Raw genomic sequence first — 11,403 nt, 5'->3', positions numbered from 1 at the left:
GAGCCCCGCATGCCTGATTTCACCCCCACGCCCGCAGACAAGTTCACGTTCGGCCTCTGGACCGTCGGCAACACGGGCCGCGATCCCTTCGGTGAGGCGACCCGCCCGGTCCTGAAGGCGCCGTACCTCGTGGAGAAACTGGCGGCGCTGGGCGCGTACGGCGTGAACCTGCACGACAACGACCTCGTGCCGATCGACGCGACCGCCGCGCAGCGGGACGCCCTCGTGCGCGAGTTCCAGCAGGCGCTGTCGGATCACGGGCTGGTCGTGCCGATGGCGACCACGAACCTGTTCAGCGACCCGGCGTTCAAGGACGGCGCGTTCACGAGTGCCGACGCCCGCGTGCGCGCCTACGCGCTGAGCAAGACCATGCACGCCATGGACCTCGGCGCGGAACTGGGCGCGGACACGTACGTGCTGTGGGGCGGCCGCGAGGGGACCGAGGTGGACGCCGGAGGCAAACTGCTGGACGCGCTGGGCTGGTTCCGGGACAGCCTGAACTACCTGGCCGAGTACAGCGAGTCGCAGGGGTACGGGTACCGCTTCGCGCTGGAACCCAAACCGAACGAACCGCGCGCCGACATCTTCCTGCCCACCGTCGGCAGCGCGCTGGGCTTCATCGCCACGCTGGACCGCCCGGACCTGTTCGGCCTGAACCCGGAGTTCGCGCACGAGACCATGGCGGGCCTGAGCTTCCCGCACGCCGTCGCGCAGGCAATCGACGCCGGGAAGCTGTTCCACATCGACCTGAACGACCAGAAGATGGGCCGCTTCGACCAGGACCTGCGCTTCGGCGCGGAGAACCCCAAGGGCGCGTTCTTCCTCGTCAAGTTGCTGGAAGAGTCCGGGTACGCCGGGCCGAAACACTTCGACGCACACGCCCTGCGCACCGAGGACGAGGCCGGCGTGTGGGCGTTTGCACGCGGCTGCATGCGCACCTACCTGATCCTGAAAGACAAGGTGCAGCGCTTCGCGCAGGACGCCGAGATCCAGGCTGCCCTCGCCGCGTACCGCGTGCAGGACGCGGAACTGGAGGCCCTGACCGGCACCTTCAGCCCCGCGAACGCCGGGGCGCTGAAGGCCCACCCCTTTGACCGCGCCGCGCTGGGCACGCGCGGCCCCGGCCTGGAGGCGCTGGACCAGTTGACCATGGAACTCCTGCTCGGCGTCCGCTGAGCGGCGCTACCCTCGGCCCATGACCACGCCCACCGTCCACACCCGCACCTGGGGGCACACCCCGGATGGGCAGCCCATCACGCAGTTCACGCTGACGCTCCCCGGCGGCGTGCAGGCCCGCCTGACCGACCTGGGCGCCACCCTCACCAGCCTGCGCGTCCCCGACCGCAGCGGCACGCCGGGCGAGGTCGTGCTGGGCTTTGACCAGCCGGGGCCGTACCTGAGCCGCGAGACCGCCCCGTTCCTGGGCAGCACCGTGGGCCGCTTCGCGAACCGCATCGCGCAGGCCCGCTACGCCCTGGACGGGCAGGAGGTCCACCTGACCCCCAGCGACGGCCCGCACGCCCTGCACGGCGGCCCGCGCGGCTTCGACCTGCACCTCTGGCACGGACACGCCGAGGTGGTGGGGGAGGGCGCGCAGGTGACGTTCACCCGCACCAGCCCCCACGGCGAGGAGGGGCACCCCGGCACCCTGCACGTGCAGGTCACGTACCACCTGACCGCCGACCCCCACCCCACCCTGAGCATCGAGTACCGCGCCACCACCGACTCCCCCACGCACGTCAACCTGACGAACCACACCTACTGGAACCTCAGCCCGGAGGCGCACGAGGGCATCCACGCGCACCACCTCACCCTGCACGCCGACATGTTCACGCCCACCCACGCGGGCGGCATCCCCACCGGTACTGTGCAGGACGTCACCGGCACCCCCCTGGACTTCCGCACGCCCCGCCCCCTGGGCGACGCGCTGACCGATCAACCCGGCGGCTTCGACCACAACCTCCTCCTGCGCGGCCAGCCCGGCACCCTGCGCCCCGCCGCCACCCTGCACCACCCCGCCAGCGGCCGCACCCTGGACATCCACACCACCGAATCCGCCCTGCAGCTGTACACCGCCAACTTCCTGAACGGGCAGCACACCGGGCACGCGGGCCGCGTCCACGCGCCACAGGCCGCCGTGTGCCTCGAAACGCAACACGTCCCGGACTCACCCAACCAGCCTCAGTTCCCCCCCACCCGCCTCGACCCCGGCCAGACCTTCACGTCCCGCACCGTGCACACCTTCCGCGTGAACTGACAACCTCGGGTGCTAGAGGTTGGCGAGGGAACAGGAGAAAGCGGAAGCTCCGGTATGCCTACCAAAGAACTTCCGCACCATCAGCCTACCGTCGTCGACCTGTTCATCATCATCTACGTCTACGTCGACGATTACCTCAAGGCCGCTGCACGCAGCGGCCTTTTCACGCTCCCGAACGAGCCGCACCAGAAGGGCAGTTACGCTGAATTGATGACCATTGCGCTCGTCGGCGATTTGCTCGCACAGCCCTCGGTGCAGCAGTGGTACGCCCAGGTGCGAGCCACGTATGGCTTCCTCTTTCCCGTCCTCCCGGATCGCACGCGATATCTGCGGATTCAACAGAATCTCGAACGGATCTCCGCGGATCTCGCGCTGCGCCTGCCCCACTTCGACGACGACACGGTGTACGTCATCGATAGCAAGCCGCTGGTGTGTTGTGTCGGAGGGCGGCACACACGGCCCAGAGCGATGACCACGGCCACTGGTGGCCGTGGTGGTCAGGGGGGATACGGCACAACGGGGTTCTTTTACGGCTTCAAACTGCATGCCGTGATCGACGATCACGGCATGCTCGTGCGCTTTGCCATTGTGCCAGGTCGAGAAGGTGACCCACCGGTGGCACGAGCACTCCTGGACGTTCAGGAAGCCAGTCTGGTGCTTGGGGATCGGGGATATCAGGGATGCGGCGTGTATGCGCAGCCGAAGAAGAACTTCAAAAGGCCGTGCCCCTGGTGGGGCGTGATGTGGTGGGTTCGGAAGACCATCGAGACTGTTTTTTTCCGGCTGGATCGTTCATTTCACTTGATGCTACCCCAATTGAATTCAGAGCGCTCCATCCGGGCGCATGTGTGTCGGAAGATCGCGGCACACAACCTGGGGCTTTTTTTCGGAGCGTTTTGATCCCCTAGCACCCGAGGTTGACAGCGGGTTTCAGCTGCCTTGAAGGGCCAACGGCACGCTCTTCAACTCCACTTCCAACTGCTTCGTTGACGGCTTCTCGCTCTGCTCGTTTCAGGTGTGCTGAGGGGTTCCCCAGCACACCTGAAAGCCGCTATCAGTCCGTCTGAATTCTGCGGTGACAGCTCCGGCGGGATCAACGGCCGGAGTCACGCCAGCCAGCACGGCTCGAGGATGGTCGTCCCGACCACAGCGGGGCTTGCCGGGGTGAGTCGGGAAACGTAGCCACCGAGCGCTTCGGGCGGTTGCACGCGCTGGACCTGGACGCGCCACTCACGGAAGTGAACGTCCCCCAGCCCCGACGCTCTGGGATGGCAAGCCCGCGGGCCGCGCGGCCCGGAACGTCGCCTCCGCCTGGGTTCACAGCGGCAGGCAGGACTGCCGTGATCCGCCTCTGGCGTCCCTGGTCCGAGTGGACTCGCCTCATGACCCACCTGATGCCGCCAACGGTCAGGGAGCGCAGCGGGCCGACTCCACCCCAGGCGTGAGGGTCACCCGGCACGCTGCAGCTGCCGCGCCGTCCAGCGTCACGGCCACCGCCTGCGGCGTACCAAACACCGGCAACAGCACCCAGCCCTCGTCATCCGTGCGGCGCGCACCCCGCAGATCCAGCGTCGCGTACGGCAGCGGCGCGCCGTCCACGCCCAGCAGACGCACCCACACGAACGCCTCGAAGTTCCCCGTCCAGTCCACCACGCCCGCCCCCTGCCCACTCAGGGTCACGTCCCGCCGGTCCTCCCGCACGCTGACCGTCACCGGCAGCGTCTCGAAATCCGGCGTGACACTCACCTGCCGCGTCCCCGCCGCTAGCAGCACCAGCGCCTCGCCCCGCGCGTCCGACACCACCCGCGCGCCATTCACCAGCAGCGGCACGCCCGGCAGCCCCACGCGCACCAGCACGCCCGGCCCTGGATCGTCCGCCGTCAGGTACGCCCGTCCCGCCACCCACGCTGCTCCCACGCGACCCGACACGCTCCAGGCGCCATCGGTGCCCGCGGCGACGCTCACCGCCGCCGGACCCGTGAAGCTGTACCCCACCCGCGCCGACCGGGTGGGCAGACTGCTGACCTGCCCGGACGCGACCAGTTCATGCCCGGGCGCCGGCTTCCAGCGGGCCTCGATCCCTGCGGTCTGCTGCGCGCCGTCCATCAGCGCGGCGCCCGTCACGGTCAGGGTGTCGCGCGGCACCCAGGTCACGGTCACGCCCGCCTGCCACCCGACCTTCCCGGCGTCACTGGACACCTGCGCGCGCACGGCGGCGTTCAGGGTGGGATTCACCTGGCGGCTGACGGCGGCACTGGCCCGGTACTGCGCCTGCCCGGGCGAGGCCTGCGCGTTCAGGCTGACGGTGGTGCCGTCATCGGCCCAGCCGACCGACACCCCGGCCTGACTGGCGCGCAGGTTCAGTGGCGTGACCTGCACCGATCCGCCCAGCCGCCACTGGTCCCGCACCAGCGTGACGTCCCCGGTCAGCGCCGCCGCTTCGGGCCGCGCCGAGCGGTACGTGACGTTCATCCCCGCGTTGATCTGCCGGTCCGCGTAGCGGGCGCCCAGCTGAGCTTCCCAGTCCCGGCCCCGCCACAGCCCCTCGCCGGACACGCTCCAGCGGTCGGTGACGCCGTACACGCCGGTGACGCTGGCCGCGCCGTCCTGACCCTGCCGGCCGGCGACGGCCTGCACGGCCAGGGTCCGGGCCGTGACGACCACGTCACCCGGACCGTACGACCGGGCCTCCACCCGCTCCCCGTTCGCGTCCAGCACCGTGACCTCGAGCGTGCCGGCCGGCACGCTGAGCGCGATGTTGCGCAGCACCAGCTGACCGGCCCGCACGCGCACGGGCGGCAGGCTCTCACCGTTCACCCGCACGCGGACTTCGGCGTCCAGCGGCAGGTCCAGCGTCCAGACCGGCAGCCGGTACGCCTGCTGATCACCCCACCGTACCCGCAGGCCACTGATCCGCTGGTTGTTCAGGCTCAGCCGGTTGTCCTGACGCTGCGCGAACACCTGCGCGCCCACCGTCAGGCGCGGCGTGACCTCATACGATCCGTTCAGCTGCACCTCGGTACGGACCTCCGTGTCCTGCGCGGCCACCGTCACGTCCAGCGCGCCGCTGAGTGGTCCGGTCTGCACGCCGCCCTGCACCCCCAGCGACCGCGACAGGGGCGAGCCCGGTTCCGCGCGCTCCACACGACCCTGCGCGCCCACCGTGAACAGCGGCAGCGTCGCGTCCGGTCCGGGAACGCTGGGCGCGCTGCGCCCCAGGTCCAGCGTGTTGCCCGGCAGCAGGTCCAGCCGGGGACGCACGGTCAGCAGCAGCTCGGCCGGATCGTACGTCACGTCCAGGGCGCCGCTCAGCTTCACGAACGTCCCGAGGTCACACGTGACCTCCGCCACCCCGTACGCCGCTTCGGACTCCCGGAGCAGGCGGGACTCCACCCACACTGCTCCGTCCGGCAGCAGCGCCAGGGCGCCCCCGCGCGCCTCGCCCCCGACGCTGGTGTCCACGAACACCGGTTCCTGCGCGCAGGGGGAGGCGCCGGCGTCCTGCGCGTGCGCCTGCGCCGCCAGCGCCGCCATCAGCACCCAGGCCAGACGCCGGTCAGGGAATCGAGATCGTCTCACGACCCGCCTTTCCGGCCGCGTCCGTGAACTGCACGGTGACGGTCCGCGCCCCGCCCAGTGCGCCCAGCGGCAGGCTCAGCGTGCTGCGGCCCAGCACCGCGGCGCTGCCCAGCACCACGCTGCGGTCTCCGACCTGCACGTTCAGCACCCGGTAGGTCTGGTGCGCGTTGCCGCTGTTCACGAGGTCCAGCGTGACCTCCTGATCCGCCACGCGCGCCTGGAAGGCCACGCGCGCCGCGCTGGCGGGCGGCGTCACGTACACCGGCAGGGACAGCTGCACCAGCTGCCGGACGTTCATCTGCGCGTCCTCCGAGCCGGTCGTCTGCGTGGGCACGTCATCACCGGACACCTGCTGCACGAACACCCGGTACGTCAGTTCATCCGCCCCCGCCTTCTTCAGCAGGCCCAGCCGGATGACCTGAGCCTCCCCACGCGCCAGCGTGAACGAGGCCGGATTCACGATCACGTCCCGCGTCGGCTCGTACACGTGCTCACCGTTGCGCGTGGACCACCTGCGGACCTCCACCTGAAAGGACATGCGGCCGCCCGAGGGATTCTCGAACCGCACCTGAGCGGTATTCGTCCGTTCCGGATTCAGGTTGAACGCCGTGGGACTCACGCTGAACCCCTGTGCCGCCGCCGCGCCCAGCAGCAGCAGCAGCCCGGCCGCGCGCCTCACGGACGCTCCCCGGCCACGGATTCAGCCGTGACCGTGAACAGCACCTGATACGCGCCGCTCTGGGCGGCCCACTGCCCGGCCGGTAGGACCAGTGGCAGCTCGAAGGTACGTGCGCCCTGCACCCACCGGTCCAGCGGAATGCCCTGCACCTCACCCCGCAGCTCGCCCTGCGCGCCGCGCAGCACCACCGGACCTGCCGGGGCTGCCAGCGGGCCGTCCTGCGTGCTGAACTGCACCCGGTACCGGCCGCTGGCGGGGCAGGTCACGTGAATCCGCACCTGACCGCGCGCGCCGGCCTGTGCGGAGTACGCCACGGGCACACTGACGAGTTGCGCCACCTGACAGGGTGCGGCGGGCGCGGCCTGAACCGCACCAGGCGGAGCCACGCAGAGCAGGGAGAGAAGGGCAAGTACACGCACGGAGGACTCCTGGAAGGTCACGGCTGCCGGGCGGCAGCAGCGGGCAGAGGGCGAGGCTGAAACGCCACCCGCGCCCATCGGAAGGTGCCTGGGGCGCGGGTGGCGTTCACGGGTGGATTACTCGTTGTATTCGAACTTGACGACCATGTCGCCGGTGTACGTGCCGCCGGGGATCGTCCACGCGACGTTGGGGTTCTGACCGGCGCCGCCGAGCTTGAAGCTGGCCTTCACTTCGTAGTACTCGTACTTGCCGCCCAGCATGCCCGGCTCGTAGGACCCGGCGGTGCTGAAGCTCATGTGCATGGGGTTCGTGGCGCTCCAGGGGTTGGTGGTGATGTTGAAGGCGTACTTCTTGTCCGCGCGGGTCATGGTGACGCTGGTCGGGGTGATGATCTTCAGCGCGGTGTCGTAGTTGCAGTCCACGGCCATGACCAGCTTGCTGCTGGTGGTGGCGTTGCTGATGGCGCTGATGGTGCCCAGGTCGATCTTGTCCCACACGCGCCCGGTGCCGGCCGCGCCGTTCCAGCCGGGGGTGGTGTAGGCGGTGATGCAGACGTTCTTGACGTTCACGGTCAGCGGGGTGCTCTGGCTGCCGCTCACGGTGGCGGCGGCGGCGGTGCTCATGACGGTGGACAGGGCCAGCAGGGCAAGTTTCCTCATCTTCTTCTCCGTTGGCCAGAAGGGTCTGGCCGGCCAGTGACCGGGTGGCGGTCGGGGTGGAACGGGGTCTACCGGCAGACCGTCGTTCTGCAGGGGTGATGTCCGGTGCAGGGCGACGTGGCTGGACCTCCCCGTCCGCTTCGGTCGCTTCCTGTGTTCATAACGTATGAAATCTCACGTTAAGGGGCCGTTAACAACGAAAACCTCACTTTTCAGCTGACTCATGAGGGTCGGCCCCATTCCATCAGGCCCCTCTGACAGGGGGTTTCAGCGACACGCGGGAGGTCACAGCAGGCCCCGGGGCTCCGCTGCCCACCACGGTCGTTCTCAGGTATCCGCTCGGCCGCGCAGCCCTGAGAGTCCGCTTGATCCAGAGGAAGTGAGGGGGCTCCTCGATACCTGCGGATCCTGCTGTGGACACTGGCGGCGAGTGCTGACCCCCGACAGCCCCCAGGCACAGTCACCGGCCAGCCAGCAGTACAGACGCCATGAAGCCCACTGTGTCCCCTCCGCGCGGCCTGGATTGATAGTCGCCGCGCCCGGTACCCACGCAGATCCGGAGGGCCTACCTGTTGCGCAGCAGCGGGTACGGGTTGATCGCCCCGCCGCCCGCGTAGATCCCGTAGTGCAGGTGCGGCGGCGTGCCCCGCGCGTTCCCGCTGTCCCCCACGAAGCCCACCACGTCCCCCGCCTGCACCCAGTCCCCGCGCTTCAGGTCCGGGTACCGCTCCAGGTGCGCGTAGTAGTGCCGCTGCCCTGCCGGACCCAGGATCATGACCGTGCGGCCCCCCAGGGTGTTCGGCCCGACATTCACGACCATGCCGCGCGTCGTGGCGCGAATCGGCGTGCCGCGTGGCGCGAAGATGTCCACACCCTCGTGCCGCCGCCCCTGACTGCGCGCCCCACCCCAGGTGTCCACGAAGCGCTGCCCCGGCAGGGGATTGGGCAGGCTGCCCGTCACCGGAGCGGGTTCGGCCATCAGCGCCGCCATCCGCTGCGCGCCCTGAATGAGCGGCCACAGCAGGTACGCCACGCCCGCCAGGACCAGCACCGTCACGATCACCCCGACCACCCTGCCCATATGCAGGGCAGCATGGCGCCTGCACCCGCAGCGTGAACCGGGCAAAAGTTGCAGAGCCGCCAACCATGAACGCGACCACAAGGTGCGCGCCCACGCGCGCTAGACTCACCGGATGCCCGTCCGCCCCCCGCCCAGTTCCCCCGCCCACCTGTGGACCCTGCCCGGCGGCCTGACCGTCGTGTTCGAACGCCGCCACACGCCCGGTTTCGCGTTCGACCTGCGCGTCCCGGTCGGCAGCGCCCACGACCCCGCCGGGGCGGAAGGCACGGGCGGCGTGCTGGAGGAATGGCTGTTCAAGGGAGCCGCCGGGATGGACGCCCGCGCCCTGCAGGACGCCTTTGACGACCTCGGCGTGCGCCGGGGCGGCGGCGTCGGCCCCGAGGCGACCCGCATCGGCGTCAGCGGCCTGCGCGCCGACCTGCGCGCCGCGCTCGCCCTCACCGCCGACGTCCTGAACCGCCCCGAACTGCCCGAGGACGAATTCGAGATCCTCACCGACCTCGCCCGGCAGGACCTGGAGGGTCTGGAGGACAGCCCCGCCGACCGGCTCGCCACCCGCGCCCGGCAGGTCGCCTTCCCCCGCCCCGCCGCCTCCCCGTCCGCCGGGTACGCGCACCCCGCCAGCGGCACCACCGACGGCCTGGACGCCCTCACGCCGCAGGGCGTACGCGCACACCTGACCCGCTACGGGCAGGCGGGCAGCGTCCTGGGGCTCGTCGCCGACCTCGACCCAGATGACGCCCTCGCCCTCGTCGAAGGGACCCTCGGCGGCCTGCGACCCGGCCTCGACGAACCCGTCCCCGCGCCCTTCCATGCCCACGCGCAGGCCCACGAGCCCCACCCCGACGGCGAGCAGACGCACCTCAGCCTCACCGCGCCCGGCGTCGGCCCCCGCGACGCGCACTGGCTGGCGTGGCAGGTCGCCCTGACCGCCCTCAGCGGCGGCAGCGCCAGCCGACTGTTCCACGCCGTCCGCGAGGAACGCGGCCTCGCGTACTCCGTCAGCGCCAGCCCCATCCTCCTCGGCGGGCACGGCTACCTCAGCGCGTACGCCGCCAGCACCCCCGACCGCGCCCCCGAGACCCTCCAGGTGCTCCGCGCGGAACTCGCCCGCCTCCCGCAGGGCCTCACCCCCGCCGAGTTCGAACGGGCCCGCACCGGCCTCGCCACCAGCGTCATCTTCGGAGCTGAAAGCCTGCGCGGCCGCGCCCACGCCCTCACCCGCGACGTCGCCCTGTTCGGCCACCCCCGCTCCGTCCAGACCCTCCGCCAGAGCATCCAGGCCCTCACCCTGACGCACGTCAACGACTTCCTGAGCAGCTACGACCCCACGCGGGACGCCACCACCGTCACCCTCGGCCCCAGCGACCCCACCCCCCACCCGGACGCCACCCATGCCTGACCTGCCCCCCACTCAACTGCACCACCACACCCTTCCCAACGGCCTCACCCTCCTCCTCGAACCCGACCCCGACGCCCAGACCATCGCCGCCGGGTACTTCGTCAACACCGGCAGCCGCGAAGAAACCCCCCAGGACATGGGTGCCAGCCACTTCATCGAACACCTGCTGTTCAAAGGCAGCGACGAACTCAGCGCCCGCGAACTCAACGAACGCCTCGACGACCTCGGCGGGCACGCCAACGCCTTTACCAGCGAAGAAGCCACCGTCTACCACGCCGCCACCCTCCCCGAACACACCCCCGAACTCCTCCACACCCTCACCGAACTGATGCGCCCCGCCCTGCGCGACGACGACATCCACACCGAACGCGGCGTCATCCTCGAAGAAATCGCCATGTACGCCGACCAGCCCAGCGTCCGCGTCACCGACCAGCTCCGCGCCGACTACTGGGGCGACCACCCACTCGGCCAACCCATCCTCGGCACCACCGACACCGTCACGAACCTCACCCCCGACACCCTGCGCGCCCACCACCACGCCCGCTACGGCGCCCAGCGCATCACCCTCGCCATCACCGGCCAGTTCGACCCCCACCACCTCACCACCTGGGCCGAACACCACCTCAAAGACTGGCCCACCGGCACCCCCACCCCCCACCCCGACACCCGCCCCCCCACCCGGCCCGACCACACCCGCACCCTCACCGACCCCGACCTCACCCGCGTCCACCTCGCCGCCACCAGCCCCGGCCTCAGCGCCCACCACCCCCTGCGCGAAGCCGCGCACATCCTCGCCGACCTCATCGGCGGCGAAAACGGCGCCCTCTACTGGACCCTCATCGACACCGGCACCTGCGACAGCGCCGACCTCGCCCACCTCGAATACCAACACGTCGGCACCTTCGAAGGCGGCTTCACCAGCGACCCCGACCGCGCCCCCCAGGCCCTCGCCACCTACCGCAAAGTCCTCGCCGACGCCCACACCCTCATCACCCCCCACGCCGTCCGCCGCGCCGCCCGCAAACTTGCCGTCAGCACGCTCCTGCGCGCCGAAACACCCCAGGGCCGCCTCTTCACCCTCGGCATGGAATACCTCGCCACCGGCCGCACCCTCAGCACCGACGATCTCGTGAAACGCTACGAGAACGTCACCGTCGAGCAGGTGCAGGAAGTGCTGCGGCTGTGCCCCATGGACCGGCTGACGGTCGTGGCGCTCGGGCCTATCTCGGAGCTCTGACGTTCGTCTGGGGGTGATTCTTGCTGGAATGGTTGCGCCTGGCGGCGGGCCTCCCCACCCCCCAGCCCCCTACCCCAGGGGGGCAGGGG

Annotated in this window: 10 protein-coding genes; 5 read left to right on the top strand and 5 right to left on the bottom strand. The window is 70.4% G+C overall.

What is annotated here, in order from left to right:
- Window positions 1-9 precede the first annotated feature (9 nt).
- Genes xylA through IEY69_RS18770 form a run of 3 tightly spaced genes read left to right on the top strand, consistent with a single transcriptional unit; the run spans window position 10 to window position 3,157 of the window.
- On the top strand, window positions 10-1,176 hold the full coding sequence (gene xylA / locus IEY69_RS18780; RefSeq protein WP_189074673.1) for a xylose isomerase: 1,167 nt from the start codon (window positions 10-12) through the stop codon (window positions 1,174-1,176).
- A 19-nt stretch (window positions 1,177-1,195) separates the two neighbouring features.
- Window positions 1,196-2,257 carry an aldose epimerase family protein gene (locus tag IEY69_RS18775; protein ID WP_189074672.1) on the top strand — a complete coding sequence of 354 codons (1,062 nt, stop codon included), beginning with the start codon at window positions 1,196-1,198 and terminating at the stop codon, window positions 2,255-2,257.
- A 54-nt stretch (window positions 2,258-2,311) separates the two neighbouring features.
- Complete coding sequence (locus IEY69_RS18770; RefSeq protein ID WP_189074671.1) at window positions 2,312-3,157, top strand: transposase; 846 nt, start codon at window positions 2,312-2,314, stop codon at window positions 3,155-3,157.
- 507 nt (window positions 3,158-3,664) lie between these two features.
- Here IEY69_RS18770 and IEY69_RS18765 read toward each other — a convergent pair.
- The 5 genes from IEY69_RS18765 to IEY69_RS18745 form a co-directional block, all read right to left on the bottom strand.
- Window positions 3,665-5,836, bottom strand: a complete 2,172-nt coding sequence (locus tag IEY69_RS18765) for a fimbria/pilus outer membrane usher protein (protein WP_189074670.1) — start codon at window positions 5,834-5,836, stop codon at window positions 3,665-3,667.
- Window positions 5,814-6,515 (bottom strand): fimbrial biogenesis chaperone, encoded by a 702-nt coding sequence (locus IEY69_RS18760; protein WP_189074669.1) that lies wholly within the window; start codon window positions 6,513-6,515, stop codon window positions 5,814-5,816. The genes IEY69_RS18765 and IEY69_RS18760 overlap by 23 nt, the downstream gene beginning before the upstream one ends.
- Window positions 6,512-6,853 (bottom strand): hypothetical protein, encoded by a 342-nt coding sequence (locus tag IEY69_RS18755; protein WP_189074668.1) that lies wholly within the window; start codon window positions 6,851-6,853, stop codon window positions 6,512-6,514. Before IEY69_RS18755 ends, IEY69_RS18760 begins: the two co-directional genes overlap by 4 nt.
- Before the next feature lie 198 nt (window positions 6,854-7,051).
- Window positions 7,052-7,594, bottom strand: a complete 543-nt coding sequence (locus tag IEY69_RS18750) for a hypothetical protein (RefSeq protein WP_189074667.1) — start codon at window positions 7,592-7,594, stop codon at window positions 7,052-7,054.
- A 565-nt stretch (window positions 7,595-8,159) separates the two neighbouring features.
- Window positions 8,160-8,675: a M23 family metallopeptidase gene (locus IEY69_RS18745; RefSeq protein ID WP_189074666.1), complete on the bottom strand. Its 516-nt coding sequence runs from the start codon at window positions 8,673-8,675 to the stop codon at window positions 8,160-8,162.
- 112 nt (window positions 8,676-8,787) lie between these two features.
- Here IEY69_RS18745 and IEY69_RS18740 point away from each other — a divergent pair, with 112 nt between their 5' ends.
- Entirely contained in the window at window positions 8,788-10,077 is a 1,290-nt protein-coding gene (locus IEY69_RS18740; RefSeq protein WP_189074665.1) for a M16 family metallopeptidase, read from the top strand.
- Entirely contained in the window at window positions 10,070-11,314 is a 1,245-nt protein-coding gene (locus IEY69_RS18735; RefSeq protein ID WP_189074664.1) for a M16 family metallopeptidase, read from the top strand. Before IEY69_RS18740 ends, IEY69_RS18735 begins: the two co-directional genes overlap by 8 nt.
- Window positions 11,315-11,403: the final 89 nt, after the last annotated feature.

Origin of the sequence: Deinococcus sedimenti, assembly GCF_014648135.1 — a bacterium.
GTDB classification, from domain to species: domain Bacteria; phylum Deinococcota; class Deinococci; order Deinococcales; family Deinococcaceae; genus Deinococcus; species Deinococcus sedimenti.
This window is presented reverse-complemented; position numbering and strand designations above follow the sequence as displayed.